Origin of the sequence: Achromobacter sp. Marseille-Q4954 (assembly GCF_943737025.1) — a bacterium.
GTDB lineage: Bacteria > Pseudomonadota > Gammaproteobacteria > Burkholderiales > Burkholderiaceae_B > Achromobacter > Achromobacter bronchisepticus_A.
Map to the genome: position 1 here is coordinate 1,689,674 of NZ_CALSFQ010000001.1, position 24,632 is coordinate 1,714,305.

The following is a 24,632-nucleotide window of genomic DNA, read 5'->3' on the forward strand; positions in this document are numbered from 1 at the left end:
ATTGTGTCGGGCAGAACATGCTGCAATATCCCCAATTTGATCCCGTCGCCCTGCAGATCGGGCCGCTTGCCATCCACTGGTACGGACTGATGTACCTGGTGGGCTTCGCCCTGGTGTACCTGCTGGGACGCCGCCGCATCACCTCCGGCCACACTACGTCACTGAACGTGAAGGATCTGGAAGACCTGATCTTCTATAGCGTGCTGGGCGTGGTGCTGGGCGGACGGCTGGGTTATGTGCTGTTCTACAAGCCCTCTTACTACCTGTCCCATCCGCTGGAAGTGCTGTACCTGTGGCAGGGCGGCATGTCGTTCCATGGCGGGCTGATCGGCGTGATCGTGGTGATGCTGCTGTTCGCCCGCAAGAAGAAGCTGCCGTTCTTCGCGGTCAGCGATTTCATCGCGCCGCTGATTCCGCTGGGGCTGGGTTTTGGCCGCCTGGGCAACTTCATCAATGGCGAACTCTGGGGCCGGCCCACCGATGTGCCGTGGGCCATGGTGTTTCCGGGCAGCGGCGACGGACTGCCGCGCCACCCCTCGCAGCTCTATGAACTGGGCCTGGAAGGCATCGTGCTGTTTGCACTGCTGTGGTGGTTTTCGAGCAAACCGCGCCCGCTGGGCCAGGTGAGCGGGCTCTTCCTGATGGGTTACGGAACGTTCCGCTTCCTGGTGGAATTCACCCGCGAGCCAGACAACTTCCTGGGCCTGCTCGCGGGCGGGTTGAGCATGGGACAGTGGCTGTCCGTGCCGATGGTCGCCCTGGGCGCCATCATGTTCAGCCTTACTGCAAAACGATCGTCCCGTTGACCGCGATGCTGACCGTGACGTTGCCCGCTTCCAGCGGGACGTCCGGGCTATAGCCGCCCGAGGCGTCCTTGGCCATGGCCGCGGCGCCCATCATGCGCGGCATCGGCACGGGGCCGCCCGAGCCGCCCAGTTCCAGCTTGGACAGGCGGTAGCCCGAGAAACCGAAGGCGTTGGCTGCGGCCAGCGCGCGGTCCTTGAAGGCTTGCGCGGCTTCCTTGAGCAGCTTGCGCTCTTCGGCCTCGCGCACTTCGCGCGACAGCAGGAAGCTGATGTTGGAGATGGCGGTCTTGTCGGACAGCTTGGACGCCAGAGCGGCCGCGGCTTCGAAGTCCTTCGATTCCAGGATCACTTCGCCCTGGCCGCGCCACGAACCGATCTTGCCCTTGCTGGAAGTGTTCGGCCAGACGTTGTAGCCGCCGGTGCGCACTTCCACGCCCTTGGTGTCGCGCGCACGCTTGACCACGTCGTCCAAGGCCGCGCTCAGCTTCTTGCCTGCGGCGGGCTGGTCGGGCGCCTCGACTTCGGCGGACAAGGAAATGCGGACCGTGTCCTGCTTGACTTCAGAAGACGCATTGGCCTGCAGAGTCAGTTCCGGGGCGCGGCTGGCCGACGCTTCCGCCGCGGCGGCGGGCGCCTGGGTCTGGGCATGGGCGAGCGGCGCGGCGCTCAGAGCGGCCACGGTTGCGCACGCCGCGCCGAGTTTGGTCAGCGAGAAAACAGGGTGTTTGAACATGGACTGGTCCTAGAGGGAGGACGAAGGGGAGTGGTGAGGCGCCCGAGGCGGACCTGCTCTTATGGCAGGCCCGCTGGGATAGATGCCCCGCCTGTGCCGTCAAGGCCGGCATCTCGAACCCTGAGGTTCAAGGTGGTCGCGTTCCGAAGAGCGTCGGGTTCGTCTACAGGAGACGATCACTCCAGCTCTGCACTCCCGCAACCAATATGCCAAAAGACATAGGTTCAGAGAATGTATGGCCTAGTCACGAACACGGCAGGGACAAACTGAAAATACTTGAATACTGCTTTATGAACTGTCAGAGCAGTTTTTCCTGACCCGACAAGGCGTCATCGAGTACTGCGTTCATGTCCTCGATTCTACGCTTGAAGTCGCCGACCGCCAAACCACCCAGCGGACCATCGGGCGCTTTCATGGCGAGCAGCTCGCCCGCGACTTGCAGCGCGGCCATCACGGCGATGCGTTCATTGCTGGAGACCTTGCCCGTGCCCTGGATGCGCAGCATCAGTTGGTCCACGTGGCGCACGGCGGCCAGCAGCGTCGGCTTCTCTTCGGCGGAACACGCCAGGGAATAGTCGCGCCCCAGTATGGTGACATCTACGCGTTCCATCAGTGTTGCTCTCCAGACGGTGCGCCCGGCAGGCGGGCCAGCACGGCGTCGATGCGCTCGCGGGCCGATGCGGCGGCCACGCGCAAGCGCTGTAATTCGGTGTCGCGGGTCTGCAAGCTACCCTGCAATTCGGTTTCACGGGCGGAGAAACGCGACTCGAGCGACTGGCGCTCGGAGGTTTCGCGGGCCAGTTGCTCGCGCAGCGCGGCCTCGGCCTGCTGGGCTTGCTCGAGCATGGAGGTGACCGCGCCGTCGTGATCCTGAAGCTTGCTCTGGAGCGTGACGATTTCGGCCTCGCGCTCGGCGGCGCGCTGCTTGAGCACACGCTGCTCAGCTTCGGTTTCGTTCAAGCGTTGGCGCAACGCGTCACGCTCTGCGTGGAGTTGCCGGGTGCGTTGCACCAGTTGCCCTATGCGGGCGGCGAGTTGGTCTAGATCTTGCAGCATGGGCGCTATCGTAAACCATCCTGAGTTGAACGGGGTCTCTTCACGCAAGGTGAGAAACCCGGCAATATTCAGTAGGATTTATCCCTCCCTCATTCGAAAGCCACGCATCCGGCCGATCCTGCTTTCGTCTTTCTTTCTATAAACTTTCACTTAGCTTTCAAAAAGCCCTCAAACTTCCTGACCCGTTACAACTCGGGGTCGGGAGTTCCCGAATTCTAGGGAAAACCCCAGCCTTTCACCGACCTTACAGGGTTTGCAGCGTGGCGGGCGTCCATTACCATTCGCCCTTTCAAGAATCCCAGCCTTACCTTTCATAAGAACAAATGGCACCCCGAAGTGCCTTTTTTGTGCCTGTCACTCGCCTGTCGGCGGGATTGGCCACAGACCTTTTTATCTACATGCTGTAAACAGGAGCCAACCAATCATGCAGCTACGCAATCGACAGGACTTCTGGTCGGGGGTGATGTTCATCGCCCTTGGACTGGGATTCGCCTGGCAGGCCAGCAGCTACCAAATGGGTACTGCCGCCCGAATGGGCCCAGGGTATTTTCCTTTCTGGCTAGGCATAGTTCTGGCATTGCTGGGCGCCATCGTGCTGCTTGGCTCGATGTCCAAGAAGGCGCACGAAACCCACGTCGACAAGTTCGATTGGCGCATCGTGTTCCTGGTGGTCGGATCGGTCGTGCTCTACGGCTTCATCCTCAAACTGCTGGGCATCTACATCTCGGTATTCGTTCTGGTTGTGGTCAGCAGCCTGGCCAGCCATGAGTTCAGCCTGAAGGTCGCCGTCGCCAACGGCATCTTCCTGGTGGTGTTCTCGTATCTGGCATTCGTCAAGGGGCTGGGGCTGATTTTCCCGCTGTGGCCGTCGTTTCTGGGCATGAACTAAGGAGCCTTCGGCCATGGAATTGTTTGACAACCTCATGCTGGGCTTCTCGGTGGCGTTCACGCCCGAGAACCTGGCCTATGCCTTGCTGGGCTGCATCCTGGGCACGCTGATCGGCGTGCTGCCGGGCATCGGCCCTGTCCCGACCATCGCTATGCTGCTGCCGATCACGTACGTGCTGCCCCCGGTGGCCGGCCTGATCATGCTGGCAGGCATCTACTACGGCGCCCAATACGGCGGCTCCACAACGGCAATTCTCGTGGCATTGCCAGGGGAAACGTCCGCGGTGGTGACCGTGCTGGACGGCCACCAGATGGCCCGCAACGGCCGTGCTGGCGCCGCGCTGGCAATCGCCGCGCTGGGTTCGTTCTTCGCAGGCTGCGTGGCCACGCTGCTGCTGGCCGCCTTCGCGCCCCCGCTGGCTGAAGTCGCGTTCAAGTTCGGCCCGGCCGAGTACTTCTCGCTGATGTGCCTGGGCCTGGTCGGCGCCGTGGTGCTGGCTTCGGGCTCGCTGCCCAAGGCCATCGCGATGATCCTGCTGGGTCTGCTGCTGGGCATGGTGGGCACCGACGTGAACTCGGGCGTCGCCCGCTTCGACTTCGGCATCCCCGAACTGCAAGACGGCATCGACTTCGCCATCGTGGCCATGGGCGTGTTCGGCTTCGCCGAAATCATGACCAACCTCGAGCAGAAGGAAAACCGCGTCGACATCACCGACAAGATCGGCTCGCTGTACCCCAACAAGCAGGAATTCAAGGAAGCCGCCCCCGCTGTGCTGCGCGGCACGGCTCTGGGTTCGGCCCTGGGCATCCTGCCTGGCGGTGGCGCCGTGTTGTCGTCGTTCGCTTCCTACACGCTGGAAAAGAAGATCTCGCGCAATCCGGAACGCTTCGGCAAGGGCCACCCGGCCGGCCTGGCTGGCCCGGAATCGGCGAACAACGCCGCTGCCCAGACCTCGTTCATCCCGCTGCTGACCCTGGGGATCCCGGGTAACGCCGTGATGGCGCTGATGGTCGGCGCGATGACCATCCACAACATCCAGCCCGGCCCGCAAGTCATGACGAGCCACCCGGAGCTGTTCTGGGGCCTGATCGCCTCGATGTGGATCGGCAACCTGATGCTGGTGGTGCTGAACCTGCCGCTGATCGGCCTGTGGGTCAAGCTGCTGAAAGTGCCCTACCGCATCCTGTTCCCGGCGATTCTGGTCTTCTGCACGATCGGCGTGTACTCGTTGAACTACAACACGTTCGACATCTTCACCACCGCCATCTTCGGCATCATCGGCTACGTGTGGTCCAAGCTGAAGTGCGAAGGCGCACCGCTGCTGCTGGGCCTGGTGCTGGGCCCCATGATGGAAGAGAACTTCCGTCGCGCCCTGCTGCTGTCGCGCGGCGACTTCACGACCTTCGTGACGCGTCCGCTGTCGGCCTCGCTGCTGGCCGTCGCCGTCTTCCTGGTGATCCTGGTGGCCCTGCCGGCGATCCGCAAGAAGCGCGAAGAGACCTTCGTCGAAGAAGACTAAAGCGCAGCCTGCCGCCTCGCTGCGGCAGTCCCGCCCTGAAAACCCCCGGGTTCCGCCCCGGGGGTTTTTCTTTGCGCGCACGGTATTCGGTCTGATAGACGCTACCAATCAATACAACTCAATACGGGTTATGTTCAAACGCAGTTCGCGTACGTTAAGCTAGGGGTTTACCCCACGCGATGATTCGAGATGAATTTCAACTGGAACAACCCCTATCCCACCACCCGGCACCCAGTGTTCGCACGCAACGTGGTTGCCACCTCGCAGCCGCTGGCCGCCCAGGCGGGCTTGCGGATCCTGGCGCAAGGCGGCAACGCCGTCGACGCGGCGATCGCCGCGGCTGCCACGCTGGCCCTGACGGAGCCGGTCAGCAACGGGCTGGGATCGGATTGTTTCGCCATCGTCTGGGACGGCTCGAAGTTGCATGGCCTGAATGCCTCGGGTACGGCGCCGGCAGCCTGGAACATGGATTACTTCCGGCGCAAGCACCAGGGCGCCATCCCGACGCGCGGCTGGGACAGCGTGACGGTGCCTGGCTGCGTGGCGGGCTGGGCCGCCCTGCATGAAAGGCTGGGCCGGTTGTCCTTTGCCGATGTGCTGGCGCCCGCCATCGAATATGCCGAGCGCGGCTTTGCCGTGTCGCCCATCGTGCAGGAAAAGTGGGCGGCGCAGGCCGACCTCCTGCAGCCGCAGCCAGGCTTTGCCGAGCATTTCCTGCCACGCGGCCGCGCACCACAGGTCGGCGAGCACTTCGTGCTGCAAGGCGCGGCCGCCACGCTCAAGCGCATTGCGGCCAGCGGCGGCCGGGACTTCTACGAAGGCGAGACCGCCCACAAGCTGGTGGCGCATGCCCAGGCCCACGACGCCGCGCTGACGCTGGCGGATCTGCGCGATTACGCGCCGCAGTGGGTGGCGCCGATCAGCCAAGCCTACCGCGGCCACACGCTGCATCAGATTCCGCCCAACGGCCAGGGCATCGCCGCCCTGATCGCCCTGGGCATCCTGCAGAACTTCGACGTGGCGGCCCGCCCGGTGGATCACCCCGCAACCCAGCACCTGCTGATCGAGGCGATGAAGCTGGCGTTTGCCGATGTCTACGCGCACGTGGCCGACGCGCAGCACATGCAGGTCACGCCCGAACAGATGCTGGCCGCGGACTATCTGGCGCAGCGGGCGCGCCTGATCGACCCCAATGCGGCGCAGGCCCACGCCAGCGGCCACGCGCCGCGCGGCGGCACTGTCTACCTGACGGCCGCGGACAAGTGCGGCATGATGGTCAGCTTCATCCAGTCGAACTACATGGGCTTCGGCTCCGGCGTGGTGGTCCCAGGCACCGGCGTCAGCCTGCAGAACCGCGGCCATTGCTTCAGCACCGACCCTGGCCACCCCAATGCGGTGGCGGGCGGCAAGCGCCCCTTCCACACCATCATCCCGGGCTTCCTGATGCGCAATGGCGCACCCGTCATGAGTTTTGGGGTCATGGGGGGCAATATGCAGCCCCAGGGGCAGGTGCAGACGCTGGTGCGGATGCTGGACTACGGTCAGCAGCCGCAGGCCGCCTGCGACGCGCCTCGCTGGAAATGGAACCATGGGCTGTCGCTGGACGCGGAGGCCGGCCTGCCCGCGGCCGTCGCCGAGGGGCTGCGCGCCCGCGGCCACGTGCTCGAAAGCCTGGCGGATCCCTACATGGACTTCGGCTCGGGACAGTTCATCTGGCGCCTGGGCGACCCGGCGGTGGACGGGTATGTCAGCGCCAGCGACAGCCGGCGCGATGGACTCGCCGCGGGCTTTTGATTGCGTTAAGGTTAGGGCCTGTTTACTGGCGCCAGCGCCCCTGATGGCCCCAATCACATAAAGCGGAGTCCCCTGCATGGCAACGATCGGTACCAAGAGCTACGACGCTGTCGTACCCCAGAAAGTCACTTTCCTCGGTTTGGGCGTGATGGGCCTGCCCATGGCCGGCCATCTGGCGCGTGCCGGACATGACGTCACGGTCTACAACCGCTCGCCGGCCAAGGCCCAGGCCTGGGTCGCCGAGTTCGGCGGCAAGAGCGCAGCCACGCCGCGCGAAGCCGTGGCCGGCGCGCAGATCGTGTTCGCCTGCGTCGGCAATGACGACGACCTGCGCAGCGTGGTGCTGGGTCCCGACGGCGCGTTCGCCGGCATGACGCCAGGCGCGGTCTTCGTCGACCACACCACCGCGTCCGCCGACGTGGCGCGCGAACTCTACGCGCAGGCCAAGGACCTGGGCCTGAATTTCGTCGACGCGCCGGTGTCGGGCGGGCAGGCAGGCGCGGTCAACGGCGTGCTGACCATCATGTGCGGCGGTGAACAAGCCGTGTTCGATGCGATCAAGCCCGTGGCGCAGAGCTTCGGCCGCGCGGTCACGCTGGTGGGTCCGCCCGGAGCCGGCCAACTGGCCAAGATGGTCAACCAGATCTGCATCGCAGGCGTGGTGCAGGGTCTGTCCGAGGCGATCGCCTTCGGCCAGGCTGCCGATCTGGACATGAAGCTGGTGCTGGACGTGATCAGCAAGGGCGCGGCGCAGAGCTGGCAGATGGAGAACCGCGGCGGCACCATGGTCGACGACAAGTTCGACTTCGGCTTCGCGGTGGACTGGATGCGCAAGGATCTGGGCCTGGTGCTGGCCGAAGCCCGCCACAATGGCGCACGCCTGCCCCTGACGGCCCTGGTGGACCAGTTCTATGGCGACGTGCAGAAGCTGGGCGGCGGCCGCTGGGATACCTCCAGCCTGATCAAGCGCCTGCGCGACTGAGTCCTGCCCTTGCGGCAAGAAAAAAGGCGAGCCGCAAGGCTCGCCTTTTGCTTTGGACGCCTGCGCTTACGCGGCCAAGCTGTCCTGCTGCGCGGCGGGCAGCAGCGCGTCGATGCGCTGCTTGGCCTGCGCCATGCCTTCCAGCGCGGCCACTTCGCCCATGGCCATGCCTTCGGCGGCGATGAAGGTGACGTCGGTCATGCCCAGGAAGGCCAGCATCTGGCGCAGGTAAGGCGTCATCGTGTCCGAAGGCGTGCCTTCGGCCTTGCCGCCGCGAGCGGTCAGCACGAACACCTGCTTGCCCTTGACCAGGCCTTCGGGCACGCCTTCGGGGGTATAGCGGAAGGTGACGCCGGCGCGGGCGAGATGATCGAGATAGCTCTTGAACTGGGCGGGCATGTTGAAGTTGTAGACCGGAACGGCGAAGACCACGCGATCGGCCTCCATCAATTCGGCTACCAGAGCATCGCTCATCTCAACCAGGCGTTGCTGGTCCACGCTGCGGGCATCGGCCGGGGTGAACAGCGCGCCAGCGGTGTTTCCGTCGAAGTACGGGATGGGCTGGGCGCCGATGTCGCGAACCTTGATGGCCGCGGCCGGATTAGACGCCTTGACGCGGTTGATCAGGTGATCGGCCAATTGCTTGCTGTTGGAACGATCGCCGAGAATAGAGGAAAGGATAACCAGGGTCTTCATTGCAAATTTCTCCAGTGAGGGCCCGCTCGCTGCGGGCGGTCAGGATCCGTAGGCTTTGATCAGATCCCGAGTGCATGGCGTCACTGTAGACGGGTTAATTGTTCACATAAATCCGGTTATGATGAACTATTCGTTCCAGGAATAGAACAATCATGCAAGATCTCAACGACCTCTACTACTTTTCCCAGGTAGTCGAACAGGGGGGCTTCAGCGCCGCGGCCAGGGTGTTGGACATCCCGAAATCCCGCTTGTCGCGCCGGATCTCGCACCTGGAGGAAAGCCTGGGCGTGCGTCTTTTGCAGCGCACGACGCGGCGCTTGCGCCTGACCTCGGCCGGCGAGCGTTATCTGCACTATTGCCGCGAAATGGCCGCATCGGCGCGCGCTGCCGACGACGCCATGCGGCAACTGCAGGCCGAGCCCACCGGCCCCGTGATCGTGAGCTGCCCCGTGTCCATCGCGCAGGACGTGCTGTCGCCGCTGTTGCCCGAATTCCTGGACGCCTGGCCCGCCGTGTCGGTGCAGTTGCTGGTGACCAACCGCCGCGTGGACCTGATCCGCGAGGGCGTGGACCTGGCCCTGCGCGTGCGCACCAAGCTGGATACCGACGCCGAACTGGTCGTGCGCCACTTCGGCACGGCGCGCGGCACGCTGGTCGCCAGCCCCAGCTATCTGCAGCGCCATGGCACGCCCGACACCCCGCAGGATCTCGCCACGCACACCACGCTGAGCTTCAGCGATCCGCAAAACGAAGTTCGCTGGCCGCTACGCAACGACAAGGGTGAAGAGGTGCACGTTGAATTGAAGCCGCAGCTGTCATGCAACGACTTCATCGTGCTGACCGAGGCCGCGGTGCGCGGCCGCGGCATCGCCCTGCTGCCCTCGATCGCCACGCATGAACAGCTGCGGCGCGGCCAGCTGGTGCAGGTTCTGCCGCAATGGCAGTCGCCCGAGGGCATCGTGCATTGCATCTATCCGTCGCGGCGGGGCATGATGCCCGCCGTGCGCGCCCTGCTCGATTTCCTGTCGGAGCGCCTGCCCGCGATGTATCAGCGGCTGGAAAAGGCTCCGCTGCCGCCGGCTCAGTAGCCGCGCGAGCGGTCCACCACGCCGGTGATGGCTTCGCCGCGCTGCAGCTGCGCGACCTTGCCCGCGATCTGGCGGATGCTCTCGTCGCGCAAGGTGCGCGCCGCGATGTGCGGCGTCACATGCACGCGCGCATCGCGCCAGAACGCGTGGTCCTTGGGCAAGGGCTCGGTGTGGAAGACGTCCAGCGTGGCGCCGTCGATCTCGCCTTCTTCGAGCATCTGCACCAGATCGTCCTCGACCAGATGCTCGCCCCGACCGACGTTGACCAGATGCGCATGCGGCAGCAGTTGCGACAGCGTTTCGCGGTTGAGGATGCCGACCGTGTCCGGCGTGAGCGGCAGCACGTTCACCAGGAAGCGCGTGCGGGCCAGGAACGCCGGCAAGGCGGCCGCTCCCGCAAAGGTTTCGACGCCGGGAATCTCGCGCGGCGTGCGCGACCAACCCGCCACGGGGTAGCCGAATTCGGCCAGGGTCTGAGCGACCCTGGCGCCTACCTGCCCCAGGCCCAGCACGCCCACCGGCCAGTCCGCCTGCCGCGAACCTTCACGGGTGTCCCAATGCTGCCGCGCCTGCGCATGGTCGAACGCTTCGAAATCGCGCGAGACGCGCAGCAACGCATACAGCGCGTATTCCGCCATCTGCACCGACATGCCCGCGTCTTCCAGGCGGACGATGCGCACCTGCGGCGGAATCTCGGGCATCTTCAGCAAGGCGTCGACGCCCGCGCCCAGATTGAACAGCGTGGTCAGGCCGGTTTCGTGCTTGAAGAGTTCGGCCGGCGGACGCCACACCAGCGCCGCCTGCGCGCCCGAGGGCGGGCCGTCCGGATTCCACACGGAAATGCGGCATCCGGGCATGGCGGCTTCCAGCAGCGGAACCCAGGCGGCGGGATCATGGTGGGGACAGGCAAAGAGTATGTGCATGGTGGCTCTGTGTGCAGGCTCGGGAAGCCTCAAGCATGAGGGATGCCGCCGCACAAATCAAACGGCCCGGCATATGGCCGGGCCGCGTGCAGACAAACGGAAAAGCGCTCAGGCCGCCTGCGGCACCTCGGGCTTGCCTTTGCCCTTGTTCTTGTTGCGGCGCAGGAAGGCCCACACCTGCAGGAACACCAGCAAGGCGCTCGCGCCGATGAACCACGCGCTGATCGGGCGCTCCACGAACACCGCCAGATCGCCGCGGGACAGCAGCAACGCGCGGCGGAAGTTCTCTTCGACCATGGGGCCAAGCACGAAGCCGAGCAGGATGGGCGCGACCGAGAATTCCAGCGTCATGAGGATGGCGCCGATCACACCGAAAGCCAGCACCTCCCAAATCTGGAAGAGACTGTTCTGGGTGCTGAACACCCCCACCGCGATGAAGAACAGCGCCGACGGGAACAGGTAGCGGTACGGCACCTGCAGCAACTTCACCCACACGCCGATCAGCGGCACGTTCAGCACCATGAGCAGCACGTTACCCACCCAGAAGCTGGCGATCAGGCCCCAGAAGATGTCCGGATGCTCGGTGATCAGCTGCGGGCCGGGCTGGATGCCCTGGATCAGCAGCGCGCCCAGGATCAGCGCCATCACGGCGTCGCCGGGGATGCCCAGACTCATCGTGGGGATGAAGTCGACCTGCGTCTTGGAGTGCGAGGACGCTTCCGGCGACGCCACGCCGGCGATCATGCCGGTGCCGAACTTCTCGGGCGTCTTGGAGATCTTGCGCTCCAGCGCATAGGCCACGAAGGTGGTGATGGTGGGGCCGGTGCCGGGCATGGCGCCGAACAGCGTGCCTACCGCCGTGCCGCGCACCATGGGCCAGAACGCGGTCTTGAGTTCCTGCTTGCTGGGCCGCATGTCGCGCAGGCGCAGCTTGGCGCCGCTGCCGATGATGGTCATGCGGTTGACGCTCATGAGGAAGTCGGCCACGCCGAACAGGCCCATGGAAATCGCCACCAGTTCCAGGCCGTCGGACAGGTCCAGCAGCCCGAACGAAAAGCGGATGGTGCCGGTATTCACGTCCGTGCCCACCACGCCGCACATCAGGCCGAACAAGGTCATCGCCACGCCCTTGAGCGGCGAGCCGCGCGACATCGTGGCGCCGGCCAAGAGGCCCAACAGCATGATCGAAAAGATCTCGGTGGGACCGAACTTGAACGCCACTTCAACCAGCAGCGGCGACGCGAAGATCATGACGATGATCCCCACCGACGCGGCGAAGAACGAACAGATCATCGTGATGCCGAGCGCGGTTCCGCCCTTGCCCTGTTTGGTCAGCGGATAGCCGTCCAGGCAGGTGACCGCGTGCGGCGGATGCGAAGGCAGGTTGAGCAGGATCGCGCCGATGGCGCCGCCGTACTGCGAACCGTAGAAGATGCCGGCCAGCATCAGGATGGCGGGCACCGGATGCATTACGTAGGTCAGCGGCAGCAGAATGGAAATGGCCGACAGCGCGCCCATGCCGGGCAGCACGCCGATGAGGTTGCCCACCAGCACGCCGAAGAACGACCACATCAGGTTGTGCCACTGGAAGGCGACGCCGAAGCCGTACCAGAGGTCCATCAAAGATTGAGAAATCATGGCGCTTCAACCCCAGCGAAACAGCGGAAGCTGCAACTGCAACGCCCACCAGAAGACGACGACCGCGATGACGGTCATGGCGATCGACAGCAGCAGAGCCTGCTTGATCGTGTTGTTGCGGTCGCCCAGCGCCGAAATGAACACGATGGCGAACGTGGCGGGCAGCAAGCCGCCGTAGTGGCCCAGCAGCAGGAAGGCCAGGATGCCCAGCAGGATGCAGGCGCCGCCGCGGAAATCGGGCAGGCCGTGGCCATGGCCGTCGCCGGGCGGCGGCGCGGACGACTCGCCCGAACGCGCCGAGATGGCGATCAGCACGCCGGTCAGCGCCAGCAGGCCGCCGAGCGCCGCCGGGAAAAATCCGGGGCCCATGTGGCTCAGGGTGCCGATGTGATAGTCGGTGCCGCCGTAAATCGCCCCCAGCCCAATGAGGACCATCAGCGCTCCGCCGTAATAGTCCTTTCTATTGATTGTCTTTTGCACTTCATCCTCCTTCGTAGTGCGGCCGCACGCCTCGCCGGGACACACGCTCGAACGAGCGCCGCCCGGTGCCTGACGACAGGTCCGGACGCAGATTACGGAAGGAAGCTGCTAATCCGCTTTCTATGCGCTGTCGTGCTCCTGAATCCGGGGGTTATCCCTGAACGGAAGCCGCACATGAATGCGGAAATGCGGAGAAGTTACTGATCGCCCTTGAGCTCGACATCGAGCGGACGAGGATATTGCGAGACGATGGCCGCTAGCGGCAGCCACAGCACGGAAGCCAGGCCGACGCCACCTTGCGCGTTCGGTTCGCCGTCGCGCAATTCGATGTCGCCATCGTTGCGGCGTGCGTAAGCGCGGGCGATCGCCAGCCCCAGGCCCGAGCCCGACGAGGCGACCGGCTTGTCCGTGCCGACCCGCTCGAAACGCGCGAAGGCGCGCTGGCGCAGTATCGGGTCCAGCCCCGGCCCGTTGTCGGAAACGGCAACCTCGGCGCGGTTGTCGCGGCAGCAGACCGACACGGTGATGCGCGCGCCAGCAGGCGCGTAGTGGATGGCGTTGTGCACCAGGTTCGACAAGGCTTCGTGCAGTTCGGCCTCGTTGCCCGACACCGGCGCGGGGGTTTCCTGACCCTCTTCGGAACCCGCCTGCACCCAGCCCAGGTCCTGCTGCTTTTCATGCGCCAGCGGCAGGTACTGCAGCACCACCTCGCGCGACACGGCGTTCATGTCCAGCAGTTGCCTTGGCAACTGGTCGGCCTGGTTGGCGTGAGCCAGCGACAGCAGCTGTTCAGTCAGGCGGCGCGTGCGGCCCAGCTGGTCGACGATGCCGCGCAGGCCCTCCTGCGCCCGGGCCGGATCGCGTTCGCGCAGCGCGTACTGCGCCTGCGTCAGCATGATGGCCAGCGGCGTGCGCAATTGATGCGAAGCATCGGCCAGGAACTGCGACTGCTCGTCGAGGACGCGGCGGTAGCGGGCGATATGGTGATTGACCGCATCGACCAGCGGCGCCACTTCGCTGGGCACGCGCGAGGCGTCCAGCGGCGTCAGGTCATCGGGGCGGCGCGCGCGGATATCGTTGCGCAGCCGGCGCAGCGGCTTCAACGCCCACGACACGCCCCACCACACCAGCAACGCGACCAGCGCCAGCATGCGCGTGTCGCGCAGGATTTCCTGGCGCCGGGCGTTGTTCTCGGCCTCGATGCGCTTGCCTGTGCTTTCGGCCACCACGACCAGCACCTGGCGGTGCTGCCCCTGGTAGTACAGGTCGCGCACCACCGCGACGACGCGCACGGGATCGTTGCGATAGACGCTGTCGTAGAAAACGGGCTGGCTGTTGGAACGCGGCCAGGCAGGCGGACGCGGCATCTCCGGCATGCCGAGCAAGGTCTTGCCTGGCTCGGTGGGCACGGCGGCTCCGTCCGGCAGCGGCGGATCGATCTCTTCGATGCGGAAATACTTGCGCAGGCCCGCGCGGGACTCGAGCATCACCTGCGCGTACAGCGGCGTAGCGACCTGCAGGTTGCCGTCAGGCGTGAATTCCAGGCTGCTTTCCAGCACCCGGGCAGGCTCGACCAGGGCGCTGTCGTAGGCTTCGTTGGTGATCTCGGCCAGCGTGCGGTAGTCGTTCACGCTGTCCACGACCAGCAGCACGATCACGCCCGGCAGCAGCAGAATGATCAGCAGCGCGCGGATGCCCACGCGCGGCAGCTCGGATAGCCGCAGCCTCACTCAGGATTCCGCGGACTCGCTGGCGACGCTTTCCAGCATGTAGCCCAGCCCGCGCACGGTGACGATGCGCACGTCGCTGCCGGCCAGCTTCTTGCGCAGCCGATGCAGCACCACCTCGATGGCGTCGGGATTGGCTTCGCTATCGTGCGTGAACACCTTGCCGAACAGCTGGGACTTGTCCACCGGATAGCCGCTGCGGGTAAGCAAGGCGGCCAGGGCGGCATGCTCGCGCGGCGTCAGGAACAGCAGCGAGCCGTCCAGGGTGAAGGCGCGGCTTTCGCTGTCGTAGGACAGCGAGCCGCATTGCAGGCGCGGATGCTGGCGGCCGCGGCTGCGGCGCACCAGCGCCGTCAGGCGCGCTTCCAGTTCCTCGAGCGCGAAGGGCTTGGTGAGGAAGTCGTCCGCGCCCAGGTTCAGGCCGCGCACGCGGTCCTGCAGAGCGCCTTGGGCAGTCAACAGCAGCACGGGGGTGCGGTCGTCGCGGTTGCGCATTTCGCGCAGCACCACCAGCCCGTGCTTGTCGGGCAGGCGCAGGTCCATGACGATGGCGTCGTATTCGGTACCGGCCATGAAGGCTTCGGCGGTGCGGGCGTCGGCCGCGTGGTCCGGCACGAACCCGCTCTGGGCGAGCGCGCGCATCAACCAGGACGCCATGTCCCGTTCGTCTTCAACCAACAATATGCGCATGACCGTCCGTTCCTTCAGGCAGATTCTCTGCTGCCCGTTGCCCGTGCACCCGCTGGCGCAAGTAGCGGGTTTCGTGATGGCGCCGGAAGAGGATAGCCGACAGCTCGTTCAGCGCCTGGGTGTAGACATCGCGCTTGAACTCGATCACGGCATCCAGGGGCACCCAATACTGGCTCCAGCGCCAGGCATCGAATTCCGGATGCTGCGTCGCGCGCAAGCACACGTCACTGTCACGTCCTACCAGGCGCAACAAGAACCAAATCTGTTTTTGTCCTTTATAGTGGCCACGCCACTCACGCCGGACGAAGTGATCGGGCACGTTATAACGTAACCAATCGCGTGTACGCCCCAAAATACGGACATGCTCGGGCTTCAAGCCCACCTCTTCATGGAGTTCGCGATACATGGCCTGCACCGGGCTTTCGCCATACTTGATGCCGCCTTGGGGGAACTGCCAGGCATGTTCCCTGATACGCTTGCCCCAAAAGACCTCGTTTCTACCGTTGACGAGAATGATGCCGACATTGGGGCGGTAGCCTTCGCGGTCAAGCATGGGCCACCCCCACCGAATTCAATACAATTACGATCGATTATACGTATCTGCAGCCACCTTTAAACATGCGCGCATCCAACTACCACATCAACACCCTCAAAGAAGCCCCTTCCGAAGCCGAAGTCGCCAGCCATCAGCTGATGACCCGGGCAGGGATGATCCGCAAGCTCGCGGGCGGCATCTACACCTACATGCCCCTGGGGCTGAAAGTCATCCGCAAGGTCGAGGCCATCGTCCGCGAAGAAATGAATGCCGCGGGTGCGATCGAGCTGCTGATGCCGGTGGTGCAGCCGGCCGAGCTCTGGCAGGAATCGGGCCGCTGGGAGCAATACGGCGCCGAGCTGCTGCGCATCAAGGACCGGCACCAGCGCGATTTCGTGCTGCAGCCCACGTCCGAGGAAGTCATCACGGACATCGCGCGCAACGAAATCCACAGCTATCGCCAGCTGCCGGTGAACTTCTATCACATCCAGACCAAGTTCCGGGACGAGCGCCGCCCGCGCTTCGGCCTGATGCGCGGCCGCGAATTCACCATGAAGGACGCCTATTCCTTCGACCGCGACGAAGCCGGCGCTCAGGCCAGCTACGACACCATGTTCAACGCCTACATGCGCATTTTCGGCCGCCTGGGTCTGGAATTCCGCGCCGTGGCCGCTGACACGGGCTCGATCGGCGGCACCCGCAGCCACGAATTCCAGGTGATCGCCGACACCGGCGAAGACCTGCTGGTCTACAACGCCGATTCGGACTACGCCGCCAACATGGAGCTGGCCGAGGCCCCCGGCCTGTACCCGACCCGCGCCGAGCCCGCCCAGGCCATGGCCGAAGTGCCCACGCCGGGCGCCGCCAAGTGCGAAGACGTGGCCAAGCTGCTGGGCCTGCCGCTGGAGCGCACGATCAAGTCCATCGTGCTGGCCACCGACGGCGAGAAAGGCGCCGACATCTGGCTGCTGCTGCTGCGCGGCGACCACGAACTCAACGAAATCAAGGCCGGCAAGCTGCCCGGCTTGGCCGGCTTCCGCTTCGCCACGGAAACCGAGATCGTCGAAACCTTCGGCTGCAAGCCCGGCTACCTGGGCCCGGTCAAGACCGTCCGTCCCGTGCACGTCATTGCCGACCGCACCGTGGCCAACATGGCCGATTTCGTCTGCGGCGCGAACAAGGAAGATTTCCACATCCAGGGCGTGAACTGGGGCCGTGACCTGCCCGAGCCCGAGTTGGTGGCGGACCTGCGCAACGTAGTCGCCGGCGACCCCTCGCCGGACGGCAAGGGCACCCTGTCGATCCAGCGCGGCATCGAAGTCGGCCACGTGTTCTACCTGGGCAAGAAGTACTCGGAAGCCCTCAAGGCCACCTTCCTGGACGAAACCGGCAAGCCTGCCGTCCTGGAAATGGGCTGCTACGGTATCGGCGTGACCCGCATCGTGGGCGCGGCCATCGAGCAGAACCACGATGCCCGCGGCATCATCTGGCCGCGCGCGATCGCCCCCTTCGAAGTGGTAATCTGCCCGGTCGGCTGGGGCAAAAGTGAAACCGTGCGTGACACCGCGCAAAAGCTCTACGAATCCCTCCTGGCGCGCGGCGTGGACGTCATCCTGGACGACCGCGATGCCCGCCCGGGCGTGATGTTTGCTGAATGGGAGCTGATCGGCGCGCCGCTGCGTGTAACAGTTGGAGAACGCGGCCTGAACGATGGTGTGGTGGAATTGCAGGCCCGTCGGGAAACCGAAGCGGCCAAGATTCCGGTAGAGTCCGCGCTTGAAGCCGTGCTGACGAAACTCGACACGCTGTAAACCTTATAGTAACTACGGACTTTCCGCGTCCCGACTGCCCTTTTCTATCCATCGTGACCGATCCGAAGTCCGCCGAATCCGTCCTGCAGGTCCGTGTCTACTACGAAGACACGGATGCAGGCGGAGTGGTTTTCTACGCCAACTACTTGAAATTCCTGGAACGCGCACGCACCGAGTGGCTGCGCAATCTGGGGGTCAACCAGTCCAACCTGGCGGCCAGCGAACAACGTCTATTCGTTGTCCGCTCCCTGGACATGTCCTACCGCAAGCCGGCCAGGCTGGACGATTTACTTACCATACGCAGCCGGATCACACGACTCGGCCGCGCTTCGATACACTTCGCGCAACGCGCGGAACGCGACGGGGAACTGCTTGCCGACGGCAACATCCAAGTCTGCTGCGTCGATGCCATTCACATGCGGCCGGCGGAGTTGCCGGCTGACGTTCGCGCCAAACTGGAATTCATTCAGGAATAACCATGCAAGTCACCAACGACATGTCGTTGCTTTCGCTGATTTCGCACGCCAGCGTGCCGGTCCAGCTGATCATGCTGATGCTGTTGGGCATTTCGATCATGTCCTGGACCTACATCTTCGCCAAGCGGCTGGCGATCAAGCGGGCCCATGCCCAGACCCGCCGCTTCGAAGACGATTTCTGGTCGGGCGGCGACCTGTCCATGCTGCAACAGGCCGTGGCCTCGCGCCGCGACGAGCAAGGCGCGCTGGCCCGCATCTTCGATGCCGGCATGACCGAATTCCTGAAGGCCCGCCGCGGCAATGCCTCCGGCGACGCCACCGCCCTGCTGGACGGCCCGCGCCGCGCCATGCGCGCCGCCTACCAGCGCGAGATGGATTCGCTGGAATCGCACCTGAACTTCCTGGCTTCGGCCGGCTCCGTGTCCCCTTACATCGGCCTGCTGGGCACGGTCTGGGGGATCATGCACGCCTTCATCGGCCTGTCGAACATGCAGCAGGCCACCCTGGCCTCGGTGGCTCCCGGCATCGCGGAAGCGCTGATCGCCACCGCCATCGGCCTGTTCGCGGCCATTCCCGCCGTGGTCGCCTACAACCGCTTCACGAACGACATCGATCGCATCTCGATCCGTTTCGACAGCTTCGTCGATGAATTCCTGAACATTCTGCAACGGCAGGTGCGCTAATGCCCTCGGTAAGCTCACGCGGCAGGTCCGGCCGCCGCATGAAGGCCGACATCAACGTGGTGCCGTACATCGACGTGATGCTGGTGCTGCTGGTCATCTTCATGGTGACCGCTCCTCTCATCACGCCCGGCCTGATCCAGCTGCCCTCCGTCGGCGCGGCTTCGGACGTGCCGGTCAAGCCGCTGGAAGTCCAGATTTCGGAAGACGGCAAGATCGCCCTGCGCATGCGCGAACCCGGCGCCACCATGCAGGACATCGCGCGCCCCGAGCTGGTGGCGCAAGTGCGTTCGCGCATTACCGCGGAAACCCCGGTGGTCATCGCCGCCGACGGCAAGGTGCCCTACGAAACGGTCGTGAAGGTCATGGATGAACTTCGCACCAGCGGCATCACCCGCCTGGGTCTGCTGGTGGACCAGTCCGCCGGCGCATCCCAGCCTGCTCCCGCGAAAAAACGCTAACGCGACGCCTTCCGCCGGCGACGCCGGCTTGCAACGCTCATGACGCCACCCATAATCCGACACCGCAGCGGCCCCCCGGCCACCCCGCCCAACCACGACAACCGGAAGGCATTGATCCTGGCCGTGGCCGTGCACGTGCTGCTGCTGATCGTCTTGATCTTTGGCGTGAACTGGCGCTCCGAGAGCCCCGGCCCCGTGCAGGTGCAGCTCTGGGCAGACGGCAATTCGCCCGTCTCGCCGCCGCCCACGCCGCAACCCGAACCCCCGAAGCCTCAGCCCAAGCCGGAACCGAAGCCGGAGCCTGAAAAGGCGCCCGAGCCTCCCCGCCGCCCCCCCTCCTCCCAAGCCTGAGCCCGAAGCCCAGCCCAAGACCGAGGAAGTCGACCCCGAGATCGCGCTGCAGGAAGCCAAGAAAAAGCGCGAACAAGAGGAAAAGGCACGCCAGGCTGCCGAAGCCGCCAAGGAAAAGGCGCGCCTCGACGAAGAACGCAAGCAGGCCGAACTGAAAGAAAAGAAGCGTCTGGAGCAGGAACGCCAGGCTGCTGAGAAGGCTGCTGCCGAAAAGGCCGCCGAGAAAGCCGCCGCCGACAAGGCTGCCGCCGAAAAGAAGGCCAAGGACGACGCTGCCAAGAAGGCCGCGGCGGACAAGGCCGCCGCCGAAAAGGCCGCTGCCGACAAGGCTGCCGAGGAAAAAGCCGCGGCCGAAAAGGCTGCCGCCGAGAAAAAAGCCGCGGCCGAGAAGAAGGCCAAGGAAGAAGCCGCCAAGAAGGCCGCCGCCGACAAGGCGCTGAAGGATGCCTTCCGCAACGACGCCCTGGGCGCCGCCGGCATCCCCGGCGGCACGGCCGACCGCAATCAGGCGGGCGGCGGACGCGACAGCGGCTATGGCGCCAAGGTCCGCGCCTGCGTGCAACCCGGGGTGGCTTATCCGCCCCCGGCCCGCAGCGGATCGGAAAATCCCACGGCACAATACCGGGTACAGTTAGGTTCCGACGGGAAGGTCAATGGCGTCACCTTGACCAGTTCTTCGGGCAATGCCGGCTTCGACCGCGCGGTCGAGACGGGCATCCGCCGTTGCAACCCCTTCCCGAAGCCCTCGACGGGCCGCTACGAACCCATTATTGACGTTGTGTACAGAATGTATGATTGACAGGAGATTGATGAATATGACTCCCGCTTATAGCCGACGAGTACCCCCCCTCGCTCTCTGGCGATCGTATGGACTCGGGCTGCTGATGCTGACCTTGGCCTGCCTGATGGCCATCAAGCCCGCCCATGCGCAGCTGCGCGTCGATATTTCCGGTACCGGCGCCACCCAATACCCCGTCGCCATCGCCGACTTCGCCGTCGACGACACCCATGGCCGCGCCCTGGCCGAAGTCATCCGCGCCGACCTGACCCGCACGGGCCAGTTCCGCCTGATCAACGCCGCCGGTTCCGGCCTGAACGTCGACTCCCCCATCGCCTATGACGACTGGCGCGGCAAGGGCGCCGATTTCATCGCCTACGGCAGCATCACGCGCGGCGCCGACGGCCGCTACGACGTGCGCTACCGCCTGGCTGACACGGTCAAGAAGGGCCAGCTGGACGGCGTGGCGTTCTCGGGCACCGAGCAGGAACTGCGCCGCGTGGCGCACCAGATCGCCGACCGCATTTACGAGAAGATCACCGGCGTTAAGGGCGTCTTCTCGACCCGTATCGCGTACGTGCTGAAGAAGGGCGCCACCTACGAACTGCAGGTGGCGGACGCCGACGGGCAGAACCCGCAAGTCGCCCTGCGTTCGCGCGAGCCCATCATTTCGCCGTCCTGGTCGCCCGATGGCACCAAGCTCGCCTATGTGAGCTTCGAATCCGGCAAACCTGTCGTCTACGTGCACAATCTGGCCACCAGCGCCCGTTCGCCTGTCGCCAACTTCAAGGGCAACAACAGTGCACCGGGCTGGTCGCCCGATGGCAGCAAGCTGGCGGTGGCTTTGACCCGCGATGGTTTGTCGCAAATTTACATCGTTGGCGCGACCGACGGCTCGAATCCGACCCGAGTTACGCGTTCTCCCGGGATTGACACCGAACCGAGCTTTACGCCAGACGGTGCTTCCATTATCTTTACGAGTGACCGCAGCGGCGGGCCGCAGATCTACCAGACCGGCTCGAGTGGTGGCGAAGCACGCCGCCTCACGTTTAATGGTGGTTACAACATATCACCCCGAATTTCCCCCGATGGATCGACGCTACTGTACGTTGCAAGACGCGACGGCGCGTTTCGAATCGCATCGTTGAACCTGTCCTCAGGCTCCGAGACCTTGTTGACTGATGGTCGTGACGATCAGTCCCCGAGTTTTGCGCCGAATGGAATGCAAGTCCTTTACGCCGCCATCCAAAATGGCCGTAGCGTGCTTGCTGGTGTCTCGAGCGATGGCCGCGTACGGCAGACGCTTTCGGTACTGAATGGGGAAATACGTGAACCGACTTGGGGCCCATTTACCCGATAACACGTGTGACTCTCTTTGCAAAGGAACTATCATGAAGTCGCGCATTGCCAAAAGCCTAACCATCGCCGCTCTGGCTGCCGCCCTGGCAGCTTGCAGCTCCGTCCCTCTCGACGATAAAGCGGGTCAGGGCGGAGGCGCTGGCCAAGGATCCTCGGCCTCTGGCCAGATCCTTGATCCCTTCAACCCCCAAAGCATCCTGGCGCAACAGCGCTCGGTGTACTTTGACTTCGACAGCTACACGGTGTCGGACCAGTACCGCAGCTTGGTCGAAACCCACGCCAAGTACCTGGCCTCGCATCAGCAGCAGACCATCAAGATCGAAGGCAACACCGACGAACGCGGCGGCGCTGAATACAACCTGGCCCTGGGCCAGCGCCGTGCCGACGCTGTGCGCCGCATGATGACCCTGCTGGGCGTCAGCGACAACCAGATCGAAACCATCAGCTTCGGTAAAGAAAAGCCGAAGGCGACTGGTACGTCGGAAGCCGACTTCGCGGAAAACCGCCGCGCCGATATCGTTTATCGCCGCTAAGCTTTTTCGTATAGTCTAGAGCCCTACCACGCGTCGGGACGGTCAACCGGCCGTCCCGACGTTTGTTTTTATACCCGGGAATTTTCATGCGCGATAACGTTCTGTCCCTGCGTCCTCTGATTGCGGCCACCGGCTTGGTGCTTGCGGCCCTTGCGGCGCCCGCCCACGCTTTTTCCGACGATGAGGCCCGCCGGGCCATCCTGGATTTGCGCCAACAGGTGCAGCAGCAGAACGAACAAAGCCAGCGCGCCAAGCTGCAATTGGCCGATCAGATCCAGGCCTTGCAGCAGGAAGTCGCCCAACTGCGCGACCAGCTCGAACTGGTGTCGCGCCAGCAGCCCTCGGCCAAGCCGGGCGGCGCGGCGGGCAGCGCCAATCCGCCGGGAGCCTCCGCCGGCGACCCCCAGGAACAGGCCGCCTATGACGGCGCGATCGACCTGTTCCGCAAGGGCCAGTACAAGGAAGCGTCCGAATCGCTGGCCGCCTTCACCGCCCTGTACCCCGCCAGCCAGCTCGCGCCCAGCGCCCAGTTTTACCTGGGCAGCAGCCGCTATGCGCTGAAGGACTTCAAGGGCGCCATCGAGCAATTGAACGCCATGGTCCAGAAGGCCCCGGACAACGCGCGCGCGCCGGATGCTCTGCTGGTCATCGCCGGCAGCCAGATCGAAATGAACAATCGCGCCGGCGCCAAGACGACGCTGCAGCGCATTGTTCGCGACTACCCGACCACGCCGGCCGCCAGCACGGCCAAGAGCCGTCTGCAGCTGCTGCAGTAATGCCGCCTGCCGCGAGCGCGGTTGCCGCATACCGGCACATCCTGCGCCGCCGGGCAGGGCTTATCGCCCTGCTGCTGGCGGCGCTTTTCATTGCGCTGCTGGCCGACTTCACCGTCGGCCCCTCGGGCCTGCCCTGGGGCGAACTGTGGCAGACGCTCACTGCACCCGGCGCGGCTGATCCGACCACCCGAGTCATCGTGTGGGACATCCGCCTGCCGTCGACGTTGATGGCCGCCCTGGTCGGCATGGCGCTGGGGATGGCGGGCGCGGAAATGCAGACCATCCTGAACAACCCCTTGGCCAGCCCATTTACGCTGGGCGTGTCGTCCGCCGCGGCCTTTGGCGCCTCGCTGGCCATCGTGCTGCAGTTGGGCCTGCCCGGCGTTCCCGCTGGCTGGCTGGTGGCCGGCAACGCTTTCCTGTTTGCGCTGCTGGCGGCCTTGATGCTGGACGCCGTGACCCGTTGGGGCGGCATGAATACCTCGGGCGTGGTGCTGTTCGGCATCGCCATGCTGTTCACCTTCAATGCGCTGGTGTCGCTGGTGCAGTTCATGGCCAGCGCCGAGGCGCTGCAGAACCTGGTGTTCTGGACCATGGGCAGCTTGTCGCGTTCCAGCTGGACCACGGTCGGCGTGCTGGCGGCGGCCTTTGCCGTGGCGCTGCCGCTGGCCATGCGCCAATCCTGGAAACTGACCGCGCTGCGCCTGGGCGAGGACCGCGCCGCGAGCTTCGGCGTGGACGTGCGCCGCGTGCGCGTTGCGGCGCTGGCCCGGGTCAGCCTGCTGTCGGCGCTGGCGGTGGCCTTTGTCGGCACGATAGGCTTCATCGGGTTGGTCGCGCCGCACATTGCGCGGCGGCTGTTCGGCGAGGACCACCGCTACTTCCTGCCGGGCAGCGCGTTGGTAGGCGCGGTGATCCTGTCACTGGCGTCGATCGCCTCCAAGAACCTCATGCCGGGCGTGGTCGTGCCGGTGGGTATCGTGACCGCCCTGGTCGGCATACCCTTTTTCGCGTCGGTGGTGCTGCGCCGGCAGATGCCATGACCGCGCCGCGCACCGCTACCGCAACGACGCTATCCGTGCGCGGCCTCACGGCCGGCTACGGACGCTCGGACGTGCTGCATGCGCTGTCGATACCCGAGTTGCCCGCCGGCCAGGTGACCGCTCTGCTCGGCCCCAACGGCAGCGGCAAATCCACCCTGCTCAAGACCCTGGCGGGCCTGGTCCGCGTGCGCGCCGGACAGGTCACGCTGGACGGCCGCGACCTGCTGCGCCAGAGCTTCGGCGAACGCGCGCGCCACGTGGTCTACCTGCCCCAGGGCTTGCCCGCGGCCGTGCACCTGCGGGTGTTCGAATCCGTGCTGGTGGCGGCCAAGGCGGGCGACGGCCTGGGTACGCCGGTGGACATGCAAGCCATAGACCGGCTGCTGGAGCGCCTGGGCATTGCCCATCTGGCCTTGCAGTACCTGGATTCGCTGTCCGGCGGACAGAAGCAGCTGGTGGGACTGGCGCAGGCCTTGATCCGCCACCCGCGCGTGCTGCTGCTGGACGAACCGCTGTCAGCGCTGGACTTGAACTACCAGTTCCACGTCATGCAGCTGCTGCGGCAGGAAACCCTGGAACACGGCCTGATCAGCGTCATCGTGCTGCATGACCTGAACGTGGCGCTACAGCACGCCGACCGGGCCGTCATGATCCATGACGGCCGGCTGCACGCGGCGGGCCTGCCGGCGGACGTGATCACGCCGGCATCGCTGGCGGCGGTCTACGGGGTGGAAGGACGGGTGGAGGCCTGCTCGCGCGGCCTGCGGCAGGTGCTGATCGACGGGCTGCAAGCGCGCCCGCACTGAAC

Annotated in this window: 25 protein-coding genes, 1 other RNA gene and 1 pseudogene; 16 read left to right on the plus strand and 11 right to left on the minus strand. The window is 65.0% G+C overall.

Features of this window, described 5'->3' with window-relative positions; genetic code table 11:
• Window positions 1-17: 17 nt before the first annotated feature.
• Window positions 18-806, plus strand: coding sequence for a prolipoprotein diacylglyceryl transferase (lgt, locus tag NGK62_RS07865; RefSeq protein WP_059373036.1), 789 nt, complete (start codon window positions 18-20; stop codon window positions 804-806).
• Here lgt and NGK62_RS07870 read toward each other — a convergent pair.
• The 4 genes from NGK62_RS07870 to NGK62_RS07885 all read right to left on the minus strand — a co-directional run bounded on the left by NGK62_RS07870 (window position 781) and on the right by NGK62_RS07885 (window position 2,595).
• On the minus strand, window positions 781-1,539 hold the full coding sequence (locus NGK62_RS07870; RefSeq protein ID WP_118932592.1) for an SIMPL domain-containing protein: 759 nt from the start codon (window positions 1,537-1,539) through the stop codon (window positions 781-783). The two genes, lgt and NGK62_RS07870, sit on opposite strands and share 26 nt — an antisense overlap.
• An 80-nt stretch (window positions 1,540-1,619) precedes the next feature.
• Window positions 1,620-1,804, minus strand: a non-coding RNA gene (gene ssrS / locus NGK62_RS07875) — 6S RNA.
• Window positions 1,805-1,837: 33 nt separating this feature from the next.
• Window positions 1,838-2,149, minus strand: coding sequence for a cell division protein ZapA (locus NGK62_RS07880; RefSeq protein ID WP_006388757.1), 312 nt, complete (start codon window positions 2,147-2,149; stop codon window positions 1,838-1,840).
• Complete coding sequence (locus tag NGK62_RS07885; RefSeq protein ID WP_054458532.1) at window positions 2,149-2,595, minus strand: hypothetical protein; 447 nt, start codon at window positions 2,593-2,595, stop codon at window positions 2,149-2,151. The genes NGK62_RS07880 and NGK62_RS07885 overlap by 1 nt, the downstream gene beginning before the upstream one ends.
• Before the next feature lie 424 nt (window positions 2,596-3,019).
• On the opposite strand from NGK62_RS07885, the gene NGK62_RS07890 reads away from it, so the two are divergent.
• The 4 genes from NGK62_RS07890 (at window position 3,020) to NGK62_RS07905 (ending at window position 7,779) form a co-directional block, all read left to right on the plus strand.
• Window positions 3,020-3,484, plus strand: a complete 465-nt coding sequence (locus tag NGK62_RS07890) for a tripartite tricarboxylate transporter TctB family protein (protein ID WP_059373032.1) — start codon at window positions 3,020-3,022, stop codon at window positions 3,482-3,484.
• 13 nt (window positions 3,485-3,497) lie between these two features.
• Window positions 3,498-5,003: a tripartite tricarboxylate transporter permease gene (locus NGK62_RS07895; RefSeq protein WP_054458528.1), complete on the plus strand. Its 1,506-nt coding sequence runs from the start codon at window positions 3,498-3,500 to the stop codon at window positions 5,001-5,003.
• A gap of 189 nt (window positions 5,004-5,192) precedes the next feature.
• Window positions 5,193-6,797 (plus strand): gamma-glutamyltransferase family protein, encoded by a 1,605-nt coding sequence (locus NGK62_RS07900; RefSeq protein ID WP_251877958.1) that lies wholly within the window; start codon window positions 5,193-5,195, stop codon window positions 6,795-6,797.
• A gap of 76 nt (window positions 6,798-6,873) precedes the next feature.
• Window positions 6,874-7,779 (plus strand): NAD(P)-dependent oxidoreductase, encoded by a 906-nt coding sequence (locus NGK62_RS07905; RefSeq protein WP_118932590.1) that lies wholly within the window; start codon window positions 6,874-6,876, stop codon window positions 7,777-7,779.
• Between the two features lie 66 nt (window positions 7,780-7,845).
• Here NGK62_RS07905 and NGK62_RS07910 read toward each other — a convergent pair whose 3' ends face one another.
• Window positions 7,846-8,475 (minus strand): FMN-dependent NADH-azoreductase, encoded by a 630-nt coding sequence (locus NGK62_RS07910; protein ID WP_059373026.1) that lies wholly within the window; start codon window positions 8,473-8,475, stop codon window positions 7,846-7,848.
• Window positions 8,476-8,627: 152 nt separating this feature from the next.
• On the opposite strand from NGK62_RS07910, the gene NGK62_RS07915 reads away from it, so the two are divergent.
• A complete protein-coding gene (locus NGK62_RS07915; RefSeq protein WP_054458519.1) occupies window positions 8,628-9,563 on the plus strand; it encodes a LysR family transcriptional regulator in 936 nt (311 codons plus the stop codon).
• On the opposite strand, the gene NGK62_RS07920 is transcribed toward NGK62_RS07915, so the two are convergent.
• From NGK62_RS07920 to NGK62_RS07945, 6 genes are all read right to left on the minus strand, one after another.
• Window positions 9,557-10,486, minus strand: coding sequence for a 2-hydroxyacid dehydrogenase (locus tag NGK62_RS07920; RefSeq protein ID WP_059373023.1), 930 nt, complete (start codon window positions 10,484-10,486; stop codon window positions 9,557-9,559). The genes NGK62_RS07915 and NGK62_RS07920 overlap by 7 nt on opposite strands.
• Window positions 10,487-10,594: 108 nt before the next feature.
• Window positions 10,595-12,124 (minus strand): tripartite tricarboxylate transporter permease, encoded by a 1,530-nt coding sequence (locus NGK62_RS07925; protein WP_059373021.1) that lies wholly within the window; start codon window positions 12,122-12,124, stop codon window positions 10,595-10,597.
• A 6-nt stretch (window positions 12,125-12,130) separates the two neighbouring features.
• A complete protein-coding gene (locus tag NGK62_RS07930) occupies window positions 12,131-12,559 on the minus strand; it encodes a tripartite tricarboxylate transporter TctB family protein (RefSeq protein ID WP_118932598.1) in 429 nt (142 codons plus the stop codon).
• Window positions 12,560-12,801: 242 nt separating this feature from the next.
• Entirely contained in the window at window positions 12,802-14,304 is a 1,503-nt protein-coding gene (locus NGK62_RS07935) for a sensor histidine kinase (RefSeq protein WP_118932597.1), read from the minus strand.
• A gap of 30 nt (window positions 14,305-14,334) precedes the next feature.
• Window positions 14,335-15,021 carry a response regulator gene (locus NGK62_RS07940; RefSeq protein WP_008157866.1) on the minus strand — a complete coding sequence of 229 codons (687 nt, stop codon included), beginning with the start codon at window positions 15,019-15,021 and terminating at the stop codon, window positions 14,335-14,337.
• A complete protein-coding gene (locus tag NGK62_RS07945) occupies window positions 15,002-15,574 on the minus strand; it encodes an RNA pyrophosphohydrolase (RefSeq protein WP_042796390.1) in 573 nt (190 codons plus the stop codon). Before NGK62_RS07945 ends, NGK62_RS07940 begins: the two co-directional genes overlap by 20 nt.
• A 65-nt stretch (window positions 15,575-15,639) precedes the next feature.
• Here NGK62_RS07945 and NGK62_RS07950 point away from each other — a divergent pair, with 65 nt between their 5' ends.
• The 10 genes and pseudogenes from NGK62_RS07950 to NGK62_RS07995 all read left to right on the plus strand — a co-directional run bounded on the left by NGK62_RS07950 (window position 15,640) and on the right by NGK62_RS07995 (window position 24,630).
• Window positions 15,640-17,367, plus strand: a complete 1,728-nt coding sequence (locus NGK62_RS07950; RefSeq protein WP_054458515.1) for a proline--tRNA ligase — start codon at window positions 15,640-15,642, stop codon at window positions 17,365-17,367.
• Window positions 17,368-17,420: 53 nt separating this feature from the next.
• Window positions 17,421-17,843, plus strand: a complete 423-nt coding sequence (gene ybgC / locus NGK62_RS07955) for a tol-pal system-associated acyl-CoA thioesterase (protein ID WP_059373015.1) — start codon at window positions 17,421-17,423, stop codon at window positions 17,841-17,843.
• 2 nt (window positions 17,844-17,845) lie between these two features.
• On the plus strand, window positions 17,846-18,526 hold the full coding sequence (gene tolQ / locus NGK62_RS07960) for a protein TolQ (protein WP_054458511.1): 681 nt from the start codon (window positions 17,846-17,848) through the stop codon (window positions 18,524-18,526).
• Window positions 18,526-18,984: a protein TolR gene (gene tolR, locus NGK62_RS07965; RefSeq protein WP_059373013.1), complete on the plus strand. Its 459-nt coding sequence runs from the start codon at window positions 18,526-18,528 to the stop codon at window positions 18,982-18,984. Before tolQ ends, tolR begins: the two co-directional genes overlap by 1 nt.
• Before the next feature lie 39 nt (window positions 18,985-19,023).
• Window positions 19,024-20,134 (plus strand): annotated as a pseudogene (gene tolA / locus NGK62_RS07970) (cell envelope integrity protein TolA).
• Window positions 20,135-20,150: 16 nt separating this feature from the next.
• Window positions 20,151-21,473, plus strand: a complete 1,323-nt coding sequence (tolB, locus tag NGK62_RS07975; protein WP_059373061.1) for a Tol-Pal system beta propeller repeat protein TolB — start codon at window positions 20,151-20,153, stop codon at window positions 21,471-21,473.
• 31 nt (window positions 21,474-21,504) lie between these two features.
• Window positions 21,505-22,005: a peptidoglycan-associated lipoprotein Pal gene (gene pal / locus NGK62_RS07980; protein ID WP_042796384.1), complete on the plus strand. Its 501-nt coding sequence runs from the start codon at window positions 21,505-21,507 to the stop codon at window positions 22,003-22,005.
• 86 nt (window positions 22,006-22,091) lie between these two features.
• On the plus strand, window positions 22,092-22,781 hold the full coding sequence (gene ybgF / locus NGK62_RS07985) for a tol-pal system protein YbgF (RefSeq protein WP_013391489.1): 690 nt from the start codon (window positions 22,092-22,094) through the stop codon (window positions 22,779-22,781).
• Window positions 22,781-23,824 (plus strand): FecCD family ABC transporter permease, encoded by a 1,044-nt coding sequence (locus tag NGK62_RS07990; RefSeq protein WP_118932587.1) that lies wholly within the window; start codon window positions 22,781-22,783, stop codon window positions 23,822-23,824. Before ybgF ends, NGK62_RS07990 begins: the two co-directional genes overlap by 1 nt.
• Window positions 23,821-24,630 carry an ABC transporter ATP-binding protein gene (locus NGK62_RS07995; protein ID WP_251877960.1) on the plus strand — a complete coding sequence of 270 codons (810 nt, stop codon included), beginning with the start codon at window positions 23,821-23,823 and terminating at the stop codon, window positions 24,628-24,630. The genes NGK62_RS07990 and NGK62_RS07995 overlap by 4 nt, the downstream gene beginning before the upstream one ends.
• Window positions 24,631-24,632: the final 2 nt, after the last annotated feature.

Excerpts from the sequence above, each read along its gene's own strand:
- NGK62_RS07950 (WP_054458515.1), top strand. The coding sequence starts at position 15,640 with ATGCGCGCATCCAACTACCACATCAACACCCTCAAAGAAGCCCCTTCC.
- NGK62_RS07990 (WP_118932587.1), top strand. The coding sequence starts at position 22,781 with ATGCCGCCTGCCGCGAGCGCGGTTGCCGCATACCGGCACATCCTGCGC.
- NGK62_RS07945 (WP_042796390.1), bottom strand. The coding sequence starts at position 15,574 with ATGCTTGACCGCGAAGGCTACCGCCCCAATGTCGGCATCATTCTCGTC.
- NGK62_RS07880 (WP_006388757.1), bottom strand. The coding sequence starts at position 2,149 with ATGGAACGCGTAGATGTCACCATACTGGGGCGCGACTATTCCCTGGCG.
- NGK62_RS07890 (WP_059373032.1), top strand. The coding sequence starts at position 3,020 with ATGCAGCTACGCAATCGACAGGACTTCTGGTCGGGGGTGATGTTCATC.
- NGK62_RS07920 (WP_059373023.1), bottom strand. The coding sequence starts at position 10,486 with ATGCACATACTCTTTGCCTGTCCCCACCATGATCCCGCCGCCTGGGTT.
- tolQ (WP_054458511.1), top strand. The coding sequence starts at position 17,846 with ATGCAAGTCACCAACGACATGTCGTTGCTTTCGCTGATTTCGCACGCC.
- NGK62_RS07940 (WP_008157866.1), bottom strand. The coding sequence starts at position 15,021 with ATGCGCATATTGTTGGTTGAAGACGAACGGGACATGGCGTCCTGGTTG.
- NGK62_RS07915 (WP_054458519.1), top strand. The coding sequence starts at position 8,628 with ATGCAAGATCTCAACGACCTCTACTACTTTTCCCAGGTAGTCGAACAG.
- ybgF (WP_013391489.1), top strand. The coding sequence starts at position 22,092 with ATGCGCGATAACGTTCTGTCCCTGCGTCCTCTGATTGCGGCCACCGGC.
- NGK62_RS07930 (WP_118932598.1), bottom strand. The coding sequence starts at position 12,559 with ATGGTCCTCATTGGGCTGGGGGCGATTTACGGCGGCACCGACTATCAC.
- NGK62_RS07910 (WP_059373026.1), bottom strand. The coding sequence starts at position 8,475 with ATGAAGACCCTGGTTATCCTTTCCTCTATTCTCGGCGATCGTTCCAAC.
- NGK62_RS07900 (WP_251877958.1), top strand. The coding sequence starts at position 5,193 with ATGAATTTCAACTGGAACAACCCCTATCCCACCACCCGGCACCCAGTG.
- NGK62_RS07905 (WP_118932590.1), top strand. The coding sequence starts at position 6,874 with ATGGCAACGATCGGTACCAAGAGCTACGACGCTGTCGTACCCCAGAAA.
- NGK62_RS07925 (WP_059373021.1), bottom strand. The coding sequence starts at position 12,124 with ATGATTTCTCAATCTTTGATGGACCTCTGGTACGGCTTCGGCGTCGCC.
- NGK62_RS07995 (WP_251877960.1), top strand. The coding sequence starts at position 23,821 with ATGACCGCGCCGCGCACCGCTACCGCAACGACGCTATCCGTGCGCGGC.
- NGK62_RS07895 (WP_054458528.1), top strand. The coding sequence starts at position 3,498 with ATGGAATTGTTTGACAACCTCATGCTGGGCTTCTCGGTGGCGTTCACG.
- tolB (WP_059373061.1), top strand. The coding sequence starts at position 20,151 with ATGACTCCCGCTTATAGCCGACGAGTACCCCCCCTCGCTCTCTGGCGA.
- NGK62_RS07885 (WP_054458532.1), bottom strand. The coding sequence starts at position 2,595 with ATGCTGCAAGATCTAGACCAACTCGCCGCCCGCATAGGGCAACTGGTG.
- pal (WP_042796384.1), top strand. The coding sequence starts at position 21,505 with ATGAAGTCGCGCATTGCCAAAAGCCTAACCATCGCCGCTCTGGCTGCC.
- NGK62_RS07870 (WP_118932592.1), bottom strand. The coding sequence starts at position 1,539 with ATGTTCAAACACCCTGTTTTCTCGCTGACCAAACTCGGCGCGGCGTGC.
- tolR (WP_059373013.1), top strand. The coding sequence starts at position 18,526 with ATGCCCTCGGTAAGCTCACGCGGCAGGTCCGGCCGCCGCATGAAGGCC.
- lgt (WP_059373036.1), top strand. The coding sequence starts at position 18 with ATGCTGCAATATCCCCAATTTGATCCCGTCGCCCTGCAGATCGGGCCG.